This is a genomic window from Marinomonas profundi (assembly GCF_020694005.1).
GTDB classification, from domain to species: Bacteria; Pseudomonadota; Gammaproteobacteria; order Pseudomonadales; family Marinomonadaceae; genus Marinomonas; species Marinomonas profundi.
Window position 1 is genome coordinate 1,826,590 of record NZ_CP073013.1, and the last position, 20,049, is coordinate 1,846,638.

Annotated in this window: 21 protein-coding genes; 11 read left to right on the plus strand and 10 right to left on the minus strand. The window is 46.2% G+C overall.

What is annotated here, in order from left to right; all coding sequences use genetic code 11:
- The first annotated feature begins 126 nt into the window (after positions 1 to 126).
- Positions 127 to 888 (plus strand): sulfite exporter TauE/SafE family protein, encoded by a 762-nt coding sequence (locus tag J8N69_RS08550; protein ID WP_168825235.1) that lies wholly within the window; start codon positions 127 to 129, stop codon positions 886 to 888.
- 64 nt (positions 889 to 952) lie between these two features.
- On the opposite strand, the gene J8N69_RS08555 is transcribed toward J8N69_RS08550, so the two are convergent.
- Positions 953 to 2,983: an SWIM zinc finger family protein gene (locus J8N69_RS08555; RefSeq protein WP_168825237.1), complete on the minus strand. Its 2,031-nt coding sequence runs from the start codon at positions 2,981 to 2,983 to the stop codon at positions 953 to 955.
- 404 nt (positions 2,984 to 3,387) lie between these two features.
- Between J8N69_RS08555 and J8N69_RS08560 the strand changes: the two genes are divergently transcribed.
- The 3 genes from J8N69_RS08560 (at position 3,388) to J8N69_RS08570 (ending at position 4,758) form a co-directional block, all read left to right on the plus strand.
- Positions 3,388 to 3,798, plus strand: a complete 411-nt coding sequence (locus J8N69_RS08560) for a hypothetical protein (protein WP_168825239.1) — start codon at positions 3,388 to 3,390, stop codon at positions 3,796 to 3,798.
- A 75-nt stretch (positions 3,799 to 3,873) separates the two neighbouring features.
- Complete coding sequence (locus J8N69_RS08565; RefSeq protein ID WP_168825241.1) at positions 3,874 to 4,350, plus strand: HEPN domain-containing protein; 477 nt, start codon at positions 3,874 to 3,876, stop codon at positions 4,348 to 4,350.
- Between the two features lie 87 nt (positions 4,351 to 4,437).
- Positions 4,438 to 4,758 carry a hypothetical protein gene (locus tag J8N69_RS08570; RefSeq protein ID WP_227803848.1) on the plus strand — a complete coding sequence of 107 codons (321 nt, stop codon included), beginning with the start codon at positions 4,438 to 4,440 and terminating at the stop codon, positions 4,756 to 4,758.
- Between the two features lie 212 nt (positions 4,759 to 4,970).
- Here J8N69_RS08570 and J8N69_RS08575 read toward each other — a convergent pair whose 3' ends face one another.
- The 3 genes from J8N69_RS08575 to J8N69_RS08585 all read right to left on the minus strand — a co-directional run bounded on the left by J8N69_RS08575 (position 4,971) and on the right by J8N69_RS08585 (position 5,889).
- Positions 4,971 to 5,270: a type II toxin-antitoxin system RelE/ParE family toxin gene (locus J8N69_RS08575; RefSeq protein ID WP_168825243.1), complete on the minus strand. Its 300-nt coding sequence runs from the start codon at positions 5,268 to 5,270 to the stop codon at positions 4,971 to 4,973.
- A complete protein-coding gene (locus J8N69_RS08580) occupies positions 5,267 to 5,509 on the minus strand; it encodes a type II toxin-antitoxin system ParD family antitoxin (protein WP_168825245.1) in 243 nt (80 codons plus the stop codon). The genes J8N69_RS08575 and J8N69_RS08580 overlap by 4 nt, the downstream gene beginning before the upstream one ends.
- 98 nt (positions 5,510 to 5,607) lie before the next feature.
- Positions 5,608 to 5,889, minus strand: a complete 282-nt coding sequence (locus J8N69_RS08585) for a diguanylate cyclase (RefSeq protein ID WP_227803849.1) — start codon at positions 5,887 to 5,889, stop codon at positions 5,608 to 5,610.
- Here J8N69_RS08585 and J8N69_RS08590 point away from each other — a divergent pair.
- Complete coding sequence (locus J8N69_RS08590; RefSeq protein ID WP_227803850.1) at positions 5,851 to 6,069, plus strand: addiction module antidote protein; 219 nt, start codon at positions 5,851 to 5,853, stop codon at positions 6,067 to 6,069. The two genes, J8N69_RS08585 and J8N69_RS08590, sit on opposite strands and share 39 nt — an antisense overlap.
- 28 nt (positions 6,070 to 6,097) lie before the next feature.
- Here J8N69_RS08590 and J8N69_RS08595 read toward each other — a convergent pair whose 3' ends face one another.
- Together J8N69_RS08595 and J8N69_RS08600 are read right to left on the minus strand one after the other, a co-directional pair.
- A complete protein-coding gene (locus tag J8N69_RS08595) occupies positions 6,098 to 6,688 on the minus strand; it encodes a DNA-3-methyladenine glycosylase I (RefSeq protein WP_168825249.1) in 591 nt (196 codons plus the stop codon).
- The gene (locus J8N69_RS08600) at positions 6,672 to 7,604 is read right to left on the minus strand and encodes a LysR family transcriptional regulator (RefSeq protein WP_168825251.1); all 933 of its coding nucleotides are present in this window, start codon (positions 7,602 to 7,604) and stop codon (positions 6,672 to 6,674) included. Before J8N69_RS08600 ends, J8N69_RS08595 begins: the two co-directional genes overlap by 17 nt.
- A 281-nt stretch (positions 7,605 to 7,885) precedes the next feature.
- Here J8N69_RS08600 and J8N69_RS08605 point away from each other — a divergent pair, with 281 nt between their 5' ends.
- The 5 genes from J8N69_RS08605 to J8N69_RS08625 all read left to right on the plus strand — a co-directional run bounded on the left by J8N69_RS08605 (position 7,886) and on the right by J8N69_RS08625 (position 13,692).
- Positions 7,886 to 8,917, plus strand: a complete 1,032-nt coding sequence (locus tag J8N69_RS08605; protein ID WP_168825252.1) for an amino acid ABC transporter substrate-binding protein — start codon at positions 7,886 to 7,888, stop codon at positions 8,915 to 8,917.
- Positions 8,918 to 9,014: 97 nt separating this feature from the next.
- Positions 9,015 to 10,202, plus strand: a complete 1,188-nt coding sequence (locus J8N69_RS08610) for an amino acid ABC transporter permease (protein ID WP_168825254.1) — start codon at positions 9,015 to 9,017, stop codon at positions 10,200 to 10,202.
- Positions 10,203 to 11,561 (plus strand): amino acid ABC transporter permease, encoded by a 1,359-nt coding sequence (locus tag J8N69_RS08615; protein ID WP_168825256.1) that lies wholly within the window; start codon positions 10,203 to 10,205, stop codon positions 11,559 to 11,561. It begins immediately after the preceding gene.
- On the plus strand, positions 11,561 to 12,331 hold the full coding sequence (locus tag J8N69_RS08620; RefSeq protein WP_168825258.1) for an amino acid ABC transporter ATP-binding protein: 771 nt from the start codon (positions 11,561 to 11,563) through the stop codon (positions 12,329 to 12,331). Before J8N69_RS08615 ends, J8N69_RS08620 begins: the two co-directional genes overlap by 1 nt.
- A gap of 50 nt (positions 12,332 to 12,381) precedes the next feature.
- On the plus strand, positions 12,382 to 13,692 hold the full coding sequence (locus tag J8N69_RS08625) for an NAD(P)/FAD-dependent oxidoreductase (RefSeq protein WP_168825260.1): 1,311 nt from the start codon (positions 12,382 to 12,384) through the stop codon (positions 13,690 to 13,692).
- A gap of 143 nt (positions 13,693 to 13,835) precedes the next feature.
- Here the strand turns inward: J8N69_RS08625 and J8N69_RS08630 are convergent, their stop codons facing one another.
- The 4 genes from J8N69_RS08630 to rarD all read right to left on the minus strand — a co-directional run bounded on the left by J8N69_RS08630 (position 13,836) and on the right by rarD (position 18,546).
- Positions 13,836 to 14,369, minus strand: a complete 534-nt coding sequence (locus J8N69_RS08630; RefSeq protein ID WP_211085024.1) for a 5' nucleotidase, NT5C type — start codon at positions 14,367 to 14,369, stop codon at positions 13,836 to 13,838.
- A 624-nt stretch (positions 14,370 to 14,993) separates the two neighbouring features.
- Positions 14,994 to 16,301, minus strand: a complete 1,308-nt coding sequence (locus J8N69_RS17110) for a methyl-accepting chemotaxis protein (RefSeq protein ID WP_168825262.1) — start codon at positions 16,299 to 16,301, stop codon at positions 14,994 to 14,996.
- Positions 16,302 to 16,622: 321 nt separating this feature from the next.
- Entirely contained in the window at positions 16,623 to 17,444 is an 822-nt protein-coding gene (locus tag J8N69_RS08645) for an ATP-grasp domain-containing protein (protein WP_168825266.1), read from the minus strand.
- A gap of 205 nt (positions 17,445 to 17,649) precedes the next feature.
- On the minus strand, positions 17,650 to 18,546 hold the full coding sequence (rarD, locus tag J8N69_RS08650) for an EamA family transporter RarD (protein ID WP_168825268.1): 897 nt from the start codon (positions 18,544 to 18,546) through the stop codon (positions 17,650 to 17,652).
- Between the two features lie 225 nt (positions 18,547 to 18,771).
- Here rarD and J8N69_RS08655 point away from each other — a divergent pair, with 225 nt between their 5' ends.
- Complete coding sequence (locus J8N69_RS08655) at positions 18,772 to 19,980, plus strand: MFS transporter (RefSeq protein WP_168825270.1); 1,209 nt, start codon at positions 18,772 to 18,774, stop codon at positions 19,978 to 19,980.
- The last annotated feature ends 69 nt before the right edge of the window (positions 19,981 to 20,049 follow it).

Sequence of the window (20,049 nt, forward strand, 5' to 3'; positions counted from 1 at the left end):
TTCGTCTCTGTTCAGTTGATAAAAGAAAGCAAAAAATCTTTTGTTCATCCTACATTTTATCCTTATCATTCGTCCCTTCTTTTTATTCTTTTCCGATTCGCTCAAGAGTCATGTAAGGACGATTTTATGGATTACAGTTTATTCACCGTGTCGCTTTTGATCGGGACGGGTTTTCTTGCTGGCATTATTAATACTTTAGCGGGTGGTGGCTCTAATCTTACCTTGCCCGCCTTGATGGTGATGGGCATGCCAGCGGACATTGCCAATGCGACCAATCGAGTGGGGGTGTTTTTGCAAAATGTGGCGGCGACTTTTGGCTTTCGTAAAGCGAAAAAGCTCGATAATGCCGATATTTTACCGGTGATGATACCGTCTCTACTGGGCGGCGTAGTAGGGGCTTTTGCCGCCAGCTACGCACCAGAAACTTGGCTCAAGCCGCTATTGCTTAGTGCGATGATCGGCATGACCATCATCATGATTGTTCGCCCTACCATGATAGCGCCACCCGAAGGCACGGTGCCTTTTAAAGTCTCAGAAAAGCCCAGTGCGTGGATTGCCTTGTTTATTGCTGGCGTGTACGGTGGTTTTGTGCAAGCAGGTGTGGGCTTTATTCTTATTGCGGCGTTGGCGGGCACCTTGCGTTACGACTTGGTACGCACAAATGCGCTGAAAATGGTCTGTACGCTGGGCTTTACCGCCTTGGCGCTAGGGGTGTTTATTTGGAATGATCAGATCCTGTGGATTCCTGGATTAATCCTTGCCTCTGGCACCATACTTGGCTCTTTCCTCGCGGTAAAAATGGCCATCAAAGCCAACCCCGGCCAGCTTAAATGGTTCCTTTTTGTGATGACGGTATGTGGCAGTGCCGCCGCGCTGTTGAGTGATTAAACTGATATCTCGCCCCTTGGGGCGGGGTTATTCATTTTCAGAGAAAAGGTTACGTAATTCGCTGTTACTCGACCAGTTTTTTCCCCGGAGCCGCAAAACGGTTCAATACTTCTTGCAGACGTTTCTTTGCCTTATGGCGCTGGCGAACATCACTGAGGATTTTTTCCCACCGTGGCAGCGTGTTTTGTTGTTGGCAAATTAAATGGATCTGCTTGAGGTGTTCCCCAGCGGTTGGGTAGTTCTTAGGGTTCACCTTGCCAATTTCAGCCTCAGCTTTATTAAGCCATATGGTGATAGCAAGATCGGGATGGGTAGCGGCGACTTTTCTCGCCAACATTTTCGCTGTGCTTGATTGATACTTATAGGCGTTGGCTGGCAATTGCTCAAATAACTCTGCGGCCGCTGCAAAGCGCTTTTCATGTAGCGCAATGTCAATCTTAAGCAAATCATAGGAAGAAGACTTGGGTAAACTGCTTGGGGAAGATTGTCGATTTGCGTTGTAGTTAAACCGCGTTAGTAAAGGCGCAGGCAAAGGCCACACCGTTTCATCCCAATCCGGTTCTGGCAGGGTGCCGTCATCTAAATAATCGATGAGTTTGTTGCGTACTGGCTGCCAAATAGACAGAGACTGACAAAGCTCTTCTTGTTGTTTAAACCGGTCAAGATCTGGGCGAGTAAAGTAATCATCGGCCAATAATGCCGCCACCTCGTGGTTTTTGCCTTCTTTTTGCAATTGTTCTACTAACAGTTTTTTCAGTGATGAGGCTGCGCCAGATGACGTGTTTTTAAAGCCTATAGTGATCCATTTTTTGGCTTTCTCCGCGTCATTGATGGTTAAATACTTTGTTACTAATTCACGATAGTCTTCCGTGATGTCTATATTGTTTTCCATTATCGTTAATATCGCCGCTTGGTCATGCAATTTTTCCAATGCGGACAGCAGGTGTTGTAAGACATTTTTGTACTGGTATCGCTCACTAAAAGATAACGCTCTATTAGTTAGTGCTTTTCTCTGATTGTCCAACCGTTCACCCAGTATCCTGGCGACAGAGCGCCATTCAGTCTCTTGATAACTGGCATGCTCATAGGGCAGGTCAATGTTATACAAAATACAATACTCGTCTGATAATTCATGATCGATTAGCCAAAGTAGCTGATCAACCGGCGACAGTGAACTATTGGCAAGTGCTGTGTATACGGGTTGCATGGCAGAGCACAGCTGTTCGGCGGTTTCGCCTTCGTCACCCGAGTTTCCAACTTGTATTATGCCCATTGTCCAAAGTTCTTTTCCTAGGGCGATTACCTCATCAAACTGCCCCTGTTCCAGTAACGCTGTTAAGCCTCTTTCAATGGGGCCATAGCTTGGTGTAAAACCTGTGCCATCCCAATGGTTTTGCCAACTTTCTTGCGCGGTGATTTTCTTGATTTGGTGGCGTAGATTCGCAATTTGTTTTTTAGGATCCAGCGTCGATAACGCGTCAGCGCGCTCCCTTATATCAAACAGAATATCATCAGGATCATCCTCTGCCATTTCCATTAGTAACTGAATAAGTTTGCCTTTAGTCAGAGCGTTCAGAGTACGACGAAGCTGCATATGAAAGTCTATGTCTTCGTCTGCTTCATCCTCGTCTAGGTCTTGATGACGGTAGAGTTGGCTTGGTAACGCCAATACTGACTCAGTATTTAGGCCCGAGTTGGTGAGTTTTTCCCTAATCGACTTGATTCTGGCGTCTTTATCTAGTCTTTCTTGATCCATTTCGGTAGGCATGAGAGTGTTTTCTTCTGGCGCTTGTGTGGGAATATTCTGACCCGATGTTAGCACTTTTGCCGCTGCCAAAATCAGGGCCACCGCATGTTTGCAATGCCCCCAGCTATAAGGACAAGAACAATCGGATTCCAGAGAACCCTCTAGAAAGACTCGGCAATCGTACAGCTCACTACCTTGAACCCGTGCATTGAGTTGGTCGTCATTCCCTAAATGAAGTTGCATGACCTTGTGGGTAAGCCCCTTACCCCGCTCAAAAATAGTGCTACCAGCCCATGTTTCTAAATCATCATAGGTTAGGGCTTGTAAATATCGAATCAGATCAGTCACGTTCTTCCCTCAGTTTTCTCATTTTTTGTGCTACGTCTCATCTACTATGATCATGGGCATGGCATTTGTGGATAATTGCCCAAAAGCCGTAAATATATCGTTTATTTTTATGACTGCCAATTTTTGACTCGGTTTGTCTAAAAGGCAATCATGATTTAGCGCATTGGTACTGGCAGCAAGCCAGAAAGTCTTTTAGTATCAATGGATAAGAATTTACAGAACCGAAATAACAGGCTGTGAATAAAGGTGCAAACGCGCATGCTCGTTTTCCCGGTTTTGGTTTTTGTTAATATCCATAGGAAATCATTATTATTCATCTGGTTATAATGGGATTTTGAGGGATTTTAAATTGTTTAAACACGCATGCGCATTAATAAAACGTTATGCCCAATGGAGTTCCGCAGATGAGCGAGTATGGGTTGAAAGAAGCAATTGATGAGCATATGCCATTTATTGACGAGCATCTGCAAAAATTGAACGTACCGATATTTGATCGATTTATGCGTGCTGCATGTTTGTTTGTGGATTTTGCCATAATTGATTCAAATTATGAAAGCAAAGAGGAGCTTTTAAAGAGTGCAGCGTTTATTGAAGGAATAGTCCCCTTAGTCAATGACTGGTATTGGGATAAATATGGAGAGTTGGCTAAAAGCCCAGTCAATAGAACTTACTCGGGAATTATTACTCCTTATGGGCATCCTGTTTTAGTCAAGATTCCAGCAACTACAAGTAGAGTAGAAGTGCCAAATGAAACAGCATGGCTTACTTTCCCTGACTGCTTGACCGAGAATGAATCCATAGGAGATATGGCTTAGACTACGATTGATTTAGGCAAGCTCCCTGCAGAAGAGATGGATAGGTTGTCAACCGAGTTTAGCGAAGTGGTTTCTATGACTCGGAAAATTAATCTTAATGTAGGTTCGGTGGGTGGTGTTGACAAAGAAGCTGCCAACATGGCAGACGGTATATGGGGGCATATAGAAAAATCTATTGCTGATATCTTGTCATTTCAAGATACTCAAGCATCAATTGGTTGCTGGGAACTACATTTGGCAATCGAAAAAACATTAAAGGTGTATTTAAAACAAATTTGCGGCTTTTGGGTATTTGGTCATGACCTAAACAAATTGAGCAGCAAGATTAATAATCATGATGCGAGCTTAGATTTTTCTGTGATTCAGTCGCTTCCAAGTGACAAAGACGCTATTAAATTGAGGTATGCCGAGCTTGTAACAAATGTAAGTGATGCGGTGGATTATTATAAAAAAGCGTTGCGATTAATTGAGAAAGTGACAAGTAAGTACGAAAGAAAGTACTCTATCAATAATGCATCTTTTTTGCTGAAGATGGCGCCGTGGGCAAAATGAGGCTTAACAAGTTGCTGCACGCGGAAAAATTACTCGCTACGCTCCCAATTTTCCGGTGAGCAAAGCGTTAAGTTTTTGGGAGGTAGCTTGAGTACAGTCGTTGGACGGTGGCGCATTAAATGGATGGAAATGTGGGATCAAGATTTTGTTGATCTTGTCGAGCCTGGATACTTCCAGTTTGATAAAGGTGGCCTTGGTTTTTTTGTATTCGGTGCAGTTGAGGGGAAAATTGATTACCGTGTTTCTGCTGATGGAGAACGAGTCGAGTTTTCATGGGCTGGAAATGATGATGGCAGCGAGAACTCCGGGCGTGGGTGGTTTCAGATTCAATCTTCACGTTTAGCAAAAGGGATATTTTTCATTCATTGTGGAGATGAGTCGGCAGTGGAGATCGAGCATCAAACATAACCATGCCAGCCACGCGTGTTGGCGGCGTTATGTGCCTCCCGTATTGTCTGTGATTGCATGCTAAATCCTCGAAAAGTACAATAAAACGTACTTCTATTTGTACGGTGTATTTGCCATGTCAAAGTTCAGAGCTGATAAAGATATTCGCCCTTTATCAGATTTCGGGCTGGAATAGCGTCGTTTGTAAAGCACGCACTACGCTGTTTGTGGCGTTATGGCTTTTCAAGCTGTGATTCAGTATCCATGCTTTTATGAAGAACACGAACAATGAAAATTGAGTTATCTTTATTTTCGTAAAAGATGGTATGACTTTCATGTCGGTGTTTTTTTAAACCAGAGATTATGTAGTCACAAGGCGTGCCTGACATTGGATTTTCTGCTAAAAAAAGGAAGGTTCGATCTAGTTCTTTTATGTAGGATCTGCGTTGCTCAGTCCCCCATGTCTTTTGGGTATATGCCGCTATATTTTTCAAGTCTCCACGAGCAGCTCTTGAAATTAAAAATAAGCTCATTTGCCAAGCTCGTCATCAAGCTCTGCCATCAAACCGTCATAACTGTATTCGGCAGTACCGCTGGCTACACCTTCCTGTATAAGCGCGCGCAGTGTTTCAAGCTTTTGGGTATCGTCCTCAAGCTTACGCAGCCCAGCACGAATCACTTCACTAGCAGAACCATAGCGCCCATCAGCTACCTGTCGTGCAATAAATTGATCAAAATGATTACCCAAGCTAATACTTGTGTTTTTAGCCATACATCACCTCTAAAGTACCAATATTTATTGTATTTTGGTACAAATGCCATAACAAGTCAAAGCGCTCGGACGCAGCTACGCTCGCCGATGTTCGAACGTTATAAAAGGTCTTTGTGAACGCTTTTCCATTTAACTTGGTTTTTACCCTTGTGCTTTGCAAGGTATAAGGCTTCATCCGCTGTAGCGAATAAAGATTCAAAATTAGAATCTTCTTTAGGAATCATAGAGGCGACCCCCGCGCTTATAGTCACGACTCTTTTGTCGTTTCGATTGCACACAATGGCCATTGCCTGAACCTCGTCAATACATTTATTAAGGCGCTGCAATGCTTCTTCTTTTCTATGGTGCTTGAGGATGGTGATACCGATGAACTTATTCATGCGCTTGGTCACATTGCCAAAGCGCGAGGCATGACACAAATAGCCAAAGACAGCGGGCTTGGGCGTGAAAGCCTTTATAAAGCGCTTAGATCCGGCTCTCGGCCACAATTTGACACTATAGTAAAGGTGCTTAAATCCCTTAACTTTGACTTGAAAGCCGTGATTCATACGCAAAAATAAGCGTATCGACATTCAATTGGATGTGCTTTTACGGCCTCATAAACTCTCTTCGCGCCTGATCAATTTCCTTTCGCATAAAACAGTCTTTTGCGTGGTCGTTGATCAGTCCCATGGATTGCATGAAGGCGTAGATGGTGGTTGGGCCGACAAACTGCCAGCCGCGTTTTTTCAGTGCTTTGGCGAGGGCGATAGATTCCTCGCTAGTGGTTTGCGTTTCGGGCGGTGGCAGGCTGTTTTCGTCGGGTTCGTAGCGCCAGATGAAGGCGGCTAACGAACCTTCTTGTTCGACCATTTCTTGAGCGCGTTTGGCGTTGTTGATCACCGCGAGGATTTTGCGTTTATTACGCACGATGCCGCCATTATTGAGCAAGTCTGCGACTTCTTTTTCGCCAAACTGCGCGACTTTATTGAAATCAAACTGCTGAAAGGCGAGACGAAAGTTCTCTCGCTTGCTCAAAATCGTTCGCCAACTCAAGCCAGACTGAAAGGTCTCTAAACAGAGTTTTTCAAACAAACGCTGGTCGTTATCGACCGGAAAGCCCCATTCTGTATCGTGGTAATGAGGAAAGTCTGGCGCGGAATCGGCCCACGCGCAGCGGGGTTTATCGTCGTGACGCATGGTTTGCGTCCGATGGTAGTTGTGTCTGTCTCTCCAATTTTGCAATCAATGCGTCGTAAAAGTCTTTGGCGAGGCCGGACAGTGGGCTTAAGTTGGAGGTCAGTACTTCTAATGGTTCAACAATGTTGGGGGCGAAGGGTTTGATGACGACATTAGGCAGTTGGAAGACTTTGTCAAAGTAGCGGAAGTTGAGGATGTCGACCAAGGTGGCGCCCATGCCCAAGTTGACAAAGGAGAGTCCGTGAATCGTGGTGTGGACTTCTAGGCTTCGATTAAAGGGCAAGCCGTTTTCTACGTAAAGGCGTTTCAATGCTTTGGTGGTGGCGTTTTCGGAATCGAGCGTAATCCAGTTTATGCCGTGTAAATCATGGGGATGAATAATATCTAGTTGGGCCGCTGGGTGGTCTTTTGGCACCGCGCAATAACAGGCCAGGTCAAAGGCAACGGAATCGTGTTTCGAAGAGCTTTGGGCTTTATCAACCAAACCAATTTGATATTGCCCTGAAGCGATGCCTTGTCGAATCGCTGAGCAACCAGAAAGGTGTAAGCTCACGTCTACACCGGGGTGTGTTTTCATGTATTCGGCTATCAGTTCGGGTAAAAATTGATAGGATGGGCCAAAAATGGTGGCGATGCGCAAGCGGCCGGTTTTGCTGTTTTTCGCGCTTTTGATACTGTCTTCTAGGTGGTTCACGCCCTGTAATAAACCATACACTTCTTCGTGCAAATAGAGCGCTTCGTCAGTTGGGATAAGCTTGCCGTTATTGCGCACAAAGAGTTTGTAGCCAATTTCGTCCTCAAAATTCGTCAGCATTTTACTGGCGGCAGGCTGGCTAACATAGCTTCGTTCTGCCGCACGAGTGATGCTGCCAGTAACAAAGACCTCGTGAAAAATACGCAATTTATTGATGTTCATTGGCATAACCTAAAGTTATCAGACTATTAAAAATATTCAGTGTGATTATAGAAAGTCTTCACATAAGATCCTAAAGGTTAGTTGTTTGATCTGCATTAAAAAATTTCATAAAAGAATGCAATCTAGGTATCACAACCCCACCCTAGCCCTCCCCTTTAAAGACACAAGGGGAGGGGACAAGAGCTCTAGCTCCTCCCCCTGCCAAGGGGGAGGTTGGGAGGGGGGCGGGGCACTAAATAAAAAGAAACCATAAAATCAACAGCACATAAAAGGAACGAACAATGAATAAATTTACTATGGCGTTAGCGGCAACCACAACGCTGCTGGCGGCAAACACTTATGCCGATGACAATGTTTCAACTTTGAGCGCGGTAAAAGATCGCGGTTATGTGAGTTGTGTGATCGGTAACTCTTTCCCAGGTTTTTATAGCTTAAACAAAGCAGGCGAATGGCAAGGCATGGACATTGATATGTGCCGAGGCGTGGCTTCTGCGGTGTTTGGTGATGCGTCTAAGGTGAAATTTTTACCGGTACAGTGGGCACAAAGTTTTACTTCTATTAAGAGTGGTAAAGGTGACATTTTATCAAAAGGCATGACCTGGACTTTGTCCCGTGATACGCAACAAGGCTTGGATTTCTTGGATACTTATTTTTATGACGGCCAAGGTTTTATGGTGCGTAAAGACTTGGGCGTGAAGTCGGTGAAAGAATTAAAAGGCGCAACGGTATGTGTTCTCACCGGTACGTCCAGTGAATTGAATATTGCCGATTACAGCCGTGCCAATAATTTGGACATCAGGACCGTAGTGTTTGATGACTCTTCTGTGCGTAACACTGCCTTCTTCAATAACAACTGCGATGCGTTAACCAATGATAAATCCGGCTTGGCGGCTCAACGTTCTGCTGCACCGAACCCAAGTGATTACGTGATTCTGCCTGAAACCATTTCCAAAGAAGCCTTGTCGTTCGCGGTAAAACAAAACGACAGTGAATGGGCGAACGTAGTGAAGTGGACCTTTGCCGCTATGATTGCGGCGGAAGAATTTGGGGTGAATTCTCAGAACGTGGAAAAAATGCGTGCCGACAGCCAAAGCCCAGTGATTCGCCGTTTGCTAGGGGTTGAAGGTGATTTGAATAATGGGCTAGGACTGCCACAGGATTGGGCTTATCAAGTAATTAAAAACGTCGGTAACTACGGTGAAGTGTACGAGCGTAACGTCGGGCCAAACAGCGTGTTGGGCTTGGATCGTGAAGGCACATTAAACGCCTTGTGGACCCATGGCGGCTTGATGTACGCGAAGTCTTTCCGCTAATACACGACTTTTTACCAATGCTTGCTAATAAATAGCCCTGTGGTTCTCGGCCTATTTATTAGCATTTTGGTTTTTCTCCTTCGTTTGGTGTATCGATATGATTCAGTCCTCTACGAGCAAGTCGTCTAATCGAACGGGCTTGTTAAATAATGATGCAAGCAGGGCGGTGATATTACAGGCCGTTGTGTTGCTGCTTGCCTTGTTTGGCTTGTGGTTTTTATTCGCCAATGCCAGCGAAAATTTAAACCGTTTGGGTATGACCTTTGGTTTTGATTTTTTGCAGGTGACAGCGGGGTTCAATATCAGTTGGAGCCTGATCCCTTACGATCCGAGCATGAGTTATTGGCGTGTGTTTTTTGTTGGTATCGTCAATACGCTGGTGTTGTCTTTCTGCGTGATTGTTGTTGGCACCATCATTGGTACAGTGGTGGGGATTTTAAGATTATCCGATAACCCTTTGGTGTCTCAACTGGCCCGTTGGTATGTGGAAATCGTGCGTAACGTGCCCTTGTTAATCCAGATTATCTTTTGGTTCACCGTGGTGTTTTCGACCTTGCCTGCGCCGCGTCAAAGTTATCATCTTGGCGAATGGCTGTTTTTGAATAACCGTGGCTTGTATGTGACGACCTTGCAAAGTGCCGTGTCATGGGGCTGGGTTCTCTTGCTGGTCGCGGCATTAATCATCGCGCTTTATGGGCTGTTTCGCTGGTCTAAATCTTACTACACCTTGTCGGGTTCCCGCTCCACAGGATTCTATATTGGCTTACTCTTCTGGGCGCTATTTGCTTGTTGGGCGCTGTGGTTTTTGGTCAACGCCATGACGTTGTCGGTGCCGAGTTTACAAGGTTTTAATTTCAGCGGCGGGGCTTTTTTGCCAGCGTCATTTGGGGCGGCGTTTGTCGCCATGACGGTGTATCGATCCGCTGCCATTGCAGAAACGGTTCGCGCGGGCATGCAGTCGATTGATCGCGGCCAGCACGAAGCGGCCTTTACCATTGGCTTTTCGCGTGTTCAGTCATTGCGCTTGATTTTAATTCCACAGGCGATTCGCGCCATTATTCCGCCTATGACCAACTCTTGGTTGACCAGTGTAAAAGATTCTTCTCTCGCCGTGGCGATTGGCTTTCCTGAACTGGTGTCGGTGTTTATGCAAACCTCGATGAACCAAACCGGACGTGCTATCGAAATCATCTTTATGGTGATGGGCTTCTATATCTTCATCAGTTTGCTGATCTCTTACTTGCTCAACAAGTACAACGACAGCGTGCAGTATAAGGTGCGATAAATGGACGATTTAAACGTGAAAAACCAATCTGCTGTAAAGCAATTTGTGCCGACACCACCGCGCCCGCCACGTAAAACTGAACGAGGTTTTTTGGGTACGATTCGCCATCGTTGTTTTAACAGTGTAGGTAATGGCTTACTGACCCTGTGTGTGGCGACTGTGCTGTTTTATCTGGTTAAACATGTGTTGGATTGGGCGGTGTTTAATGCGGTGTTTAGCGCTGATAATCGTCGCCAATGTATGGACGTCAGCCCAGAAGGCGCGTGCTGGGCTGGGGTGATTAGTTGGTTTAATGGCTTGATTTACGGCCGTTTTCCGCTCGAAGAGCAATGGCGTGTCAATGTGGGAGTGTTGCTGGGCTTGGTGTGGTTATTGCCGCTGATCTCGAAGCGCTTACCCTTGCGCAATTTCATCCTGTTGTCTTGGATTGGCTTATACCCTTTTGTCGGCGCGTATCTTTTTTTAGGTGGCCGCTTTGGCGCTGAGCTGGGCTTGATTCATGGCGCGATGGCTTCTCTTGCCTTGGCATTTCTGGGCATCCTCTATGCCAACTGGGTCTTGTCGGCGCTGGGTAAAAAAGGTTTAAACGAGCTGTTTGTGCCCTTGCTGTCTCGCTTTGTTCAACGTCGTCTTCAGTTGCTGAGCCTTGTTGCCGTATGGCTGCTTGTTGCGCTGGTGATGGTGTTTGGGCTGAGTCAAATGTCGTTAACGCCTGTGCCGATTGATCGTTGGGGCGGCTTGTTCTTAACCTTTATTATCGCGGGCTTTGCCATCACCATGGCGATTCCCATTGGCGTGGTACTGGCGCTGGGTCGTCGTTCTAAATTGCCGGTGATTCATTGGCTGTCGATGGCGGTGATTGAGCTGGTGCGCTCGGTGCCTTTGATTACGGTTTTGTTTATGGCGGTGACCCTGTTGCCGATCTTTTTGCCAGCCGACATGGAGTTTAACAAGCTCACGCAAGTGCTGGTGGCGGTGTGCCTATTTGCCGGAGCTTACATGGCAGAGAATATTCGCGGTGGCTTGCAAGCGATTCCAAAAGGTCAATATGAAGCGGCCGCAACACTGGGCTTGGGTTATCTGCATACCATGGTGCTGGTGATTTTGCCGCAGGCGTTAAGAATGATGATTCCAAACATCATGACGTCATTTATCAGCTTACTTAAAGACACCACCTTGGTGTCCATCATTGGCTTGTTCGACATCATGTTGATGGCGCGTAACATCGCCAATGACAAGGATTGGGTCGGTATGCACACCGAGCCTTTGGTGATGATTTCCGTGCTCTTCTTCGTATTGTGCTACGGCATGTCTCAGTACAGCTTGAATCTTGAAAAACGTTTAAAGGTGGATCGCTAATGACGATATCCTCTGGAAATAGCGCGAAAAAAGTCGCCGTAAACACAGCGATAGACATTCAAAAACTGAATAAATGGTATGGCGATCATCATGTGTTGAAAGACATTTCGCTCGATATTTGTGAAGGCGAAATCATGGTGGTGTGTGGGCCGTCTGGCTCAGGTAAATCCACCTTGATTCGTTGTTTGAACCATTTAGAAGAATACCAAGAAGGCGTGGTGTCGGTGTTTGGTCAGCCACTGTCACGGGATCGCCAAAGCCATAAAATTATTCACCAAACCATGGGCATGGTGTTCCAGAATTTTAATCTCTTTCCGCATCTGACGGTGTTGCAAAACTGCACCTTGGGACTGACTTGGCTGCGCAAAATGTCAGAACGCGATGCCGATAAAATGGCGATGCGCTTGTTGGACCGTGTGGGCATTGCTCAGTTAGCAACTCGTTATCCGGGGCAATTGTCCGGTGGTCAACAACAGCGAGTGGCGATTTCTCGATCCCTCGCGATGGAACCCAAAATCCTGTTGTTCGACGAGCCAACCTCTGCCCTAGACCCAGAAATGGTGAAGGAAGTCTTGGACGTGATGATCGATCTGGCCAAAACCGGCATGACCATGGTGTGCGTCACCCATGAAATGCAGTTTGCTCGCCAAGTGGCAGATCGAGTGGTGTTCATGGCTGATGGTGAAATCGTCGAAGTCGGGCCACCAGAACAGGTGTTAGTGACTCCCCAGTGGGATAGGACGAGAGAGTTTTTACAACACGTACTTTAAGACTTTATTCGAAGTACAAATTTACCCTTATTTTATGGAATGAAATCGATATGTTGGCAAAAAATCTATCGACGTATACCAACATGCCTTTTTGGCTGGCAGATACGTCTTTGGCGAGCAAAATACACGCAAACGCACGTTTTGAAATCCCACAAAAAGCCGACGTTGTGATTGTCGGTGGTGGCTTTACCGGTGTTTCTGCGGCCATTACTTTGGCGCGGGCGGGACTAAAAGTGGTTCTGCTGGAAGCGGGGCATTTAGGCGAAGGGGCAAGTTGTCGAAATGGCGGACTGCTCGGCCCAAGCTTCAGCAAATTGGGCGTCGATGGGCTGGAGCGTCAATATGGTCGTGATCAGGTGCATTCGACAATTCGAGAAAGCTTGGTCGCGTTTAATTGGCTGGTGGACTTTATTCAGCAAGAGCAAATCGATTGTGATTTGTCTTTATGTGGCCGTTTTCGTGGTGCCAGCCACCCTAGTCATTACGCAGGATTAATCGAACAGGCGGAAGAACTGGCGAAAGTCGTGGACTTTCCCGCCATTGCGGTAAGTCGTCAGGACCAATTCGAAGAGGTGGGCTCTAATGCCTATTACGGCGGCGTTATCTACCCGACCGATGGCACCTTACAGCCTGCCAAATTACACCGTGGATTGTGCCAAATTGCTCAGCAAGCGGGCGTATTAATACTAGAGCACACCATGGTTCGCGGTATTAGCAAACAAGGACATAGTCATAAAGTGCAATACGATGGCGGCACGATAGACGCAGATCAGGTGATTATCGCCACCAATGGCTATACGGGCGGCGAGTTTGGACAATTCAAACGTCGTATCATTCCTATTCGCTCTGCGATGATTGCCACCGAAGAATTACCTGAATCTGTGATTCGCTCCGTGAGCCCGAAATTGCGCGCCCACGGCGGCACCGAGCGTTTGGTTGCTTATTATCGACCTTCGCCAGATGGTAAGCGCATCTTATTTGGTGGTCGCGCCTTTGGTCGCGGCGATCAGCCACAGCTGTATTCAAAATACCTACAGGATTTTATGATCCGAACCTTCCCGCAACTAGAAGACGCCAAGATAGATTACGCTTGGTCAGGTTATGTTGCCTACACCTTTGACCATGTGCCGCACATTGGCAAAATGGACGAGATGCACTACGCCATGGGCTACTGTGGCTCGGGTGTTGGTCGCGCCAATTATTTTGGCCGCAAAATCGCCCAACAAGTGCTTAACCAAGCGGAAGGCAAAACGTCTTTTGACCAGTTTCCGTTCAATACTCGTCCGTTTTACACCGGAAAACCTTGGTTCCTACCGATGATCATGAAATGGCACGACTTTGCCGATCGTCGTGGCTGGTAACGGCGGCGGTCAGAAAAGCCTGTGATATCTATGGAAATTGGCGGTTTTGTTAATAACAAAGCCCTAATGCAGGCTATTTTTTAGAAGTTACTTTCTAAAAGCTATTTTCTAGAAACTACTTTGCTAAAGGTTATTTTTTCGCGTTAGTCCAATCCTAGTTTTTCTAGGATGTCTTGCCAGCTATGCACACGTTGATAACCTTGGGCATGGATGTTGTGCAAGGCGTTAAATAGTATCCCTTCACCAACAAAGGTATCTAGGTGTTTTGGTGTGTCATCGATCAGGTAGTCGGCGTGGATGATGCTTTTGTCACCGCAAAAAACAAAATTGAGTTCGTTAATGAAAGGGAAATGAGTTTTTAACCAATCGTATTTGGCGGCAAAAGACGCGGGGTATTCCATGGCGGCAGTGACAAAAAAGATGTCATATTGCGTCGACAATATTTTGATGGCGTCAATTGCGCCGTCAAATGCCGCTAGGTCACGGAAAAAATCGGGATGATTGGGGTGTTGCCTCACCCGATCCACATGTTCCTGCGGAATCACATGGTAAATACGCGTTCCTGTGGTGTCTTCTTTGGTTAACCTAGCGTCAAATTCGTGGTTATACCATTCAATATGACGCTGCAGGCTGTCACAGATGGTTTCGTCCATATCAATTGCGATGCGTTTTCTCACATATTTCCCCTCAATGAAAAATGATATTTTGCGGTTTGTTTGTTATATGCAATCTTGCTGAATGCTTGAAAAATAGCAAATTGACATGACAAATCAGTGACTTAAACACAAGGCTTTGACTCAGTCGTGGGTATTGCTACTTATGAAGCGTGACGCTTTTCTCTTAGAAAGCCTTTTAGTATCAATAGGTCAGAATATCCGCAGCAGGTCTACGGCAATGCTGTATCATGATTCGCATGAGATTCATCGAAACCAGCGCTTTCACAACGCTCCTTCCAGATTACCTTTCCGATGAAGATATGCCTGCCTTGTAGGCATATCTTATGCAAAAGCCTGATGCAGGTGATATCGTCAGAGGCTCAGGAGGCGTCAGGAAGGTTTGCTGGGCTCCCGATGGAAGGGGAAAGAGTGCGGTGTTCGAGCTATCTATTATTGGAAGAAATCTGACCACGAAATCTGGATGCTCACTATTTATAGCAAATCGGAGCGATCTACGATTTCTGGTTATATGCTGAAGCAAAGTTTTCGGGCAGCTCCACTAAATATGTAACAAGCGTAGGTTGTTGGGCTAATTACCCGCTTACGTCAGGTACGGATGTTGGTGAATTTCACTCAGTTGTGTGTTTAATCTTTCATTTTGTCGATCATTTGCACGAATCTGGTGACGCCGGATGATATTTCGGTAAGGCCGCGTGAGACTTCTCCGATGCTTTCTTGGCCGTGTAGTGCGATGCCATTCACGGCGTGTAGCATGTCGTCCATTTGATTGATGAGGTCATGGTTTGTTTCAACGACTTGGCTAATTTCCGCAGTGGCTTCTGCGGTGTTGCTGGCCAGCTTACGAACTTCGTCGGCAACGACAGAAAAACCTCGCCCAGCGTCGCCAGCTCGGGCGGCTTCTATGGCAGCATTTAGCGCGAGCAGGTTGGTTTGGTCGGCAATGGCGCGGATGGTGACGACAATGTCGGAGATGCTTTTCGATTGTGCTTTTAACTGTTCGCCGGTGTCGGTCGCTTGTTGTATTTTATCGGTTATCTCTTTTGATGTTTGCACTGAGGCATTAAGAACATTGACTGCGTTAGACGAGACTTGGCTAGTTTGTTCTGAGGTGGCGGCGGCAAGTTCAACGGCGATGAGGGTATTGTTTACCCGTTCGGTGATGTCGGCCGCAAATTTAATGACTTTATAAACCTGGCCTTTTTCGTTCACTATTGGGTTGTAGGTGGCTTCTAGCCAGATAACATTACCTTCACCGTCAATACGTTGGAAGCGCCCAGAAAAGTGTTTGCCATGGGCAAGCTCAGCCCAAAAATGTGGATTTTGTTGATAAAAACTATCATCACAAAACATTTTGTGGTGTTTGCCTTTAATCTCTTCCAGAGTGTATTTCGTCGCGTCTAAAAAGTTGTCATTAGCATTGAGGACATTGCCTTTGGGGTCAAATTCGATCATGGCTAATGATAGCTCTAAGGCGGTTAAGATGGCGTTTTTGTCTTTCAGGGCAACTTGATTATGGGTAACGTCATTGGCGATTTTGAGGATTTTTGTGACCTCGCCGTTTTCGTCGGTCACGGGGAAATAGCTGGCTTCTAGGTAAATGGGTTGTTGGTCGTTTTTGAAGCGTAAAAATGTGCCACTGGAGGGTTTTCCCGCCGCCAGATCAGACCAAAAACGTTTGTATTCTGTGGTTTTTACATAGTCTTCATCACAAAATATGCGGTGGTGCTTACCGATAATTTGATCCAGCGAGTAGCCCGTTGTTTGCAGGAACGGTTCATTCGCATCGAGAATAATGCCTTCTTGAGTAAAGCTAATGCAGGTGGTGTTTCTCTTGATGGCTCTTAGCTCATTTTCACCGTCCATTAGGTTACTTGTTTGCTCTGATGGCTGTGGCTGACTTTTGCTCTTGCGTCCTTCTCTGGAAAAAAACATGTGTGATCCTTAAAAGAGTTCCGTTGTGATGGGGCTATTGAGCATTAAATATGGCAGAAATGTTTACTTTTGTAATGCTCAAAAGTAAAAAAGTGGATTGCGTGATGTTGGCCTTGTCACATAACGGGCATTTTGCTGTTACTTTGTTGTCGTGTATTCGTCCTCGTCGTGATTATGTTCAGACCTTGCGAGAGAAGATGGGTATTGAGACGATACACTTGCTGGGGCGAGGCAAGGCCAGCCGTTTGAGGTCAAGGTGCGCTGGGAAAAGCATCCTAAGCGGTTGAGTAAAACCGCTCCGAACATTTTATAAGTATTTGTTTATGACGCGAGTGGCTCAAACTCACTGGGTTGATCGATCAAATGAGCGATGGACAGCAAATGTTGCTCATTCAAATAATTGAGCAATTCTGTATTCACTTCTTGCTGAATATTTTGGATGCCTTGATTGCCAAAAATTCTATTGATTTCAATCACGTAAGGTGTTGAGCCTACCATGGCGATATCAAACCCTGCGTGGTTGATGTCTAAGGATTGCGCCAAATAGGTCACCAAGTCTTGGGCTTCTTTAGGGAGCAACGCTTCTTCGACTTGGCCGCCTTGGCTGATGTTGTTGTGAAAACCATTGTCTGATTGTAAGCGCCAATAGCCACTGACAATTTTATTACCCACCCAGATAATGCGCATGTCTCGGTCAATGGGTAAATATTCCTGAGCGTACAAAATATCGGTTTGTGCGACATAATCGCGCCATTGGCCGACGGTTTCTATTAAAAATACGCCATTGCCCATGCTACTACGAGGGATTTTTGCCACAAAAGGAGATGGCATTTCGTCCCAAATTTTCTCCGCTTCATAAGGCGTATTGGCAGAAATAATCGTATAAGGGTGTTGATGAGGGGCAACGGTGCGAAAGGTACGCGTCATCTCGACTTTGTCGTGTCCTATCATGTAGGAAGCAAGACTGGGAAAAATACGCTTTTTTAAGCCATGAACCAAGGCCGTAAGTTGCCAGTATTGTGGAAAAAGTAGCCAGTCAGCCTCTTTGATCTCGTCTAAATGTTCGTACATAGACTCGGGTTTGATGTATCGCACATGAGGTAAATGCAGCGTTCTTAGCGCGTCAAAAGAGATGATCTTCATTAGGTATAATCAGTAGCCAAAGATGCCGCGATTGTGGGGCTTAGCGTGGCAAAAAGAAACTAAGAAAAGCGCCTTTAATATACTTAAAGAAGATTAAAAGCACTTCATATAGACCTAAAGACTATAAAACGTCCAATATACCACCAATGCTCTTACCGAGTGGCGTTGTCGCCAATGGCACAGCATCACAGCTTCTCGCGGCAAACTAGTGGGTTAGTGGCTTCTTTGTGTTCCGCAAGCGGCGGATAGAGTCAAAAATCAGTATGGCAAGCGCGGACCAAATCAGTACAAAGGTCGTGAGTTTTTCTGGGCTGAGGGGCTCGTCGTATAAAAACACCGCCAGAAAAAACATACCGGTTGGGCCGATATATTGGAAGAACCCCAGAGTCACCATACTGACTCGGTTGGCCGCCGCCGCGAAGCACATTAGCGGGATCATGGTGACCGGCCCTGCGGCAAACAGTAACCAATTGACACTGGCACTGTTTTCAAACATGTTGGCACTGGGCGAGTCGACCAGCATTAAATAAACCAAGGCGAAAGGCAGCAAAATAGCCGTTTCAATGGCCATTCCTGTAAAACTATCGACCGCGGCTTTTTTGCGAACTAAACCATAAAAACCAAATGTCACCGCCAGCACCAGCGCGATCCAAGGCAGAGAGCCAAACTGAATCACTTCAAACGCCACCGCACAAAAGCATAAAACCACAGCGGCTTTGCGCACTCTATCCAGCTTATCTTGAAAGAAAATCATCCCTAATAAAATACTAATCAGCGGGTTAATGTAATAACCCAGGCTGGCGCTGAGCATTTTATTGTTTTGAATCGCCCAAATAAACGTCCCCCAATTGATGGCAATCAGTACCGTCGACACCACCATCGCCAATAAGGTCTTAGGCGATTGCAGAACCGTCTTTAGCGCGTCGGTATAGCGCAGTATAAGAATCAAGACAAGCACGATCACGCAAGACCAAATGACGCGATGAGCAAGAATCTCCGTCGCCGGAACAAACGACATTTCTTTAAAGTAAATAGGGGCAATGGCCCAAAGAGTAAACGCGGTTAACGCGTAAAAAATGCCGCTTTTGGAAGAAGTTTGCATTGAAGTGATCCTATTCAATGAGAGTGATTTTTAGGGAGAGAGTGTATCTTAATACTGGATAAACGGTCAGCATTTTTGTTTTTCCTCTTTTGTTTCTGCAACTACCTGCTCATTTTTAGGGCTTTTTGTTTTACAATGGCGGCCATAATTTGTCCGCAAGGTCAGTTTTAAGTCCATCTGTTTGTTCTGTGATGGGCTTAATTTTTATTCTAATAAGGAAGCCAGATGTCACGTTCTTCGTTTAAGTCCCCCGTTATTGAGCCTAAAACCCAGTGGCTGGAAGTGATTTTGCTGTGGGTGGCGGGTATTTCCGCGGCGATGCAGTTTGCCAAGTTTTCAGTGTCGTTTGATGATTTGTTGGTGCATTACCAAGCGGGTGCGACATCTACGGGGGCGGCGCTGTCGGCGGTTGGTTTGGTCGGTTTGGTATTTGGTGTGTCGGCGGGCATGATTGCGAGTCGCGTTGGCTATTTGAAGGTCTTGGTGGGTGCCTTGTTATTAGGCGGCGTGCTGTCTTTTATTCAGTCTACTTTGCCGTCTTTTCAGCTGTTGTTTGTGACGCGAATGTTGGAAGGTTTTTCTCAATTAGGGGTGGTGGTTGCGGCGCCGACCTTGATTGCCAAGTTAAGCGCGCCGCAGCATAAGTCCTTGACCATGGGGATTTGGGGCACATTTTTTGGGATTGCCTTTGCGGTTTGTGGCTGGGCGGGTAAAAGTATTTTAGATCAATACGGCTTGCAGGCGTTGTTTTTAAACCATGGGGTTTTTATCACGACTATCGGTGTGGTGTTGTTTTTTATCTTAAGAAAAAACCCAGTGTTGGATTTGGTGCCAGTCACGGAAATGCAAGGCGGCTTTTTCGCCCAAATGATGAAGATTTACCGTAATCCTCGGGCTTTGTTGCCCAGCTGTGTGTTTGTATTTTATACCTGTACGTTGGTGTCTGTGTTGACCTATGTGCCGGGTTTAATTGACGATGCGGCGTTACAAAAGTGGATGCTAATCTTGCTGCCTTTGGTCACTACCTGCGGGACTTTTTTGGCGGGTGCGATTGCGCAGTATCTGATGCGGCCACAACGGGTGGCATTAATGGCCTATTTGGGGGTGGCGGTCAGTGCGCTTGTGTTGTCTTTTGTTGGTGACTCTGCTGTGGTGTTCTGTTTTGTCGTGGGTGTGCTGGTGTTGTTTTTGGGGATGGTGCCCGGTTCGGCGTTGGCGATGATTCCCACCCTTGCTCGCAACCCAAGTGAGCAGGCGCAAGGTTATGGCTTGCTGGCGCAGTTTGGTAATTTGGGTGCAACGGTGGGGCCGCCAACCTTTGCCACGGCGATTGCGGTTTATGGTCTGTCTGGTTTGGTGGTGTTGGTATTGTGTGTGTGTGCTTTTGGTGTGCTGTTTAGCCTTTTGGCTGGGCGTATTAAAGCGGTCGTTTAGTTTTTTTCTGGTCTTTTTGGGTTGTGCTCGTTAGCGGGTGCAGCCTCTATTCTCGCGTTCTGTTCAAAA

What these genes read in the sequence shown, in the direction of transcription:
- J8N69_RS08625 (WP_168825260.1), top strand. Translation starts at nt 12,382, where the DNA reads ATGTTGGCAAAAAATCTATCGACGTATACCAACATGCCTTTTTGGCTG.
- J8N69_RS08615 (WP_168825256.1), top strand. Translation starts at nt 10,203, where the DNA reads ATGGACGATTTAAACGTGAAAAACCAATCTGCTGTAAAGCAATTTGTG.
- J8N69_RS08560 (WP_168825239.1), top strand. Translation starts at nt 3,388, where the DNA reads ATGAGCGAGTATGGGTTGAAAGAAGCAATTGATGAGCATATGCCATTT.
- J8N69_RS08550 (WP_168825235.1), top strand. Translation starts at nt 127, where the DNA reads ATGGATTACAGTTTATTCACCGTGTCGCTTTTGATCGGGACGGGTTTT.
- J8N69_RS08595 (WP_168825249.1), bottom strand. Translation starts at nt 6,688, where the DNA reads ATGCGTCACGACGATAAACCCCGCTGCGCGTGGGCCGATTCCGCGCCA.
- J8N69_RS08565 (WP_168825241.1), top strand. Translation starts at nt 3,874, where the DNA reads ATGACTCGGAAAATTAATCTTAATGTAGGTTCGGTGGGTGGTGTTGAC.
- J8N69_RS08645 (WP_168825266.1), bottom strand. Translation starts at nt 17,444, where the DNA reads ATGAAGATCATCTCTTTTGACGCGCTAAGAACGCTGCATTTACCTCAT.
- J8N69_RS08575 (WP_168825243.1), bottom strand. Translation starts at nt 5,270, where the DNA reads ATGAGCTTATTTTTAATTTCAAGAGCTGCTCGTGGAGACTTGAAAAAT.
- rarD (WP_168825268.1), bottom strand. Translation starts at nt 18,546, where the DNA reads ATGCAAACTTCTTCCAAAAGCGGCATTTTTTACGCGTTAACCGCGTTT.
- J8N69_RS08600 (WP_168825251.1), bottom strand. Translation starts at nt 7,604, where the DNA reads ATGAACATCAATAAATTGCGTATTTTTCACGAGGTCTTTGTTACTGGC.
- J8N69_RS08585 (WP_227803849.1), bottom strand. Translation starts at nt 5,889, where the DNA reads ATGAATAAGTTCATCGGTATCACCATCCTCAAGCACCATAGAAAAGAA.
- J8N69_RS08620 (WP_168825258.1), top strand. Translation starts at nt 11,561, where the DNA reads ATGACGATATCCTCTGGAAATAGCGCGAAAAAAGTCGCCGTAAACACA.
- J8N69_RS08590 (WP_227803850.1), top strand. Translation starts at nt 5,851, where the DNA reads ATGGTGCTTGAGGATGGTGATACCGATGAACTTATTCATGCGCTTGGT.
- J8N69_RS17110 (WP_168825262.1), bottom strand. Translation starts at nt 16,301, where the DNA reads ATGTTTTTTTCCAGAGAAGGACGCAAGAGCAAAAGTCAGCCACAGCCA.
- J8N69_RS08655 (WP_168825270.1), top strand. Translation starts at nt 18,772, where the DNA reads ATGTCACGTTCTTCGTTTAAGTCCCCCGTTATTGAGCCTAAAACCCAG.
- J8N69_RS08605 (WP_168825252.1), top strand. Translation starts at nt 7,886, where the DNA reads ATGAATAAATTTACTATGGCGTTAGCGGCAACCACAACGCTGCTGGCG.
- J8N69_RS08580 (WP_168825245.1), bottom strand. Translation starts at nt 5,509, where the DNA reads ATGGCTAAAAACACAAGTATTAGCTTGGGTAATCATTTTGATCAATTT.
- J8N69_RS08610 (WP_168825254.1), top strand. Translation starts at nt 9,015, where the DNA reads ATGATTCAGTCCTCTACGAGCAAGTCGTCTAATCGAACGGGCTTGTTA.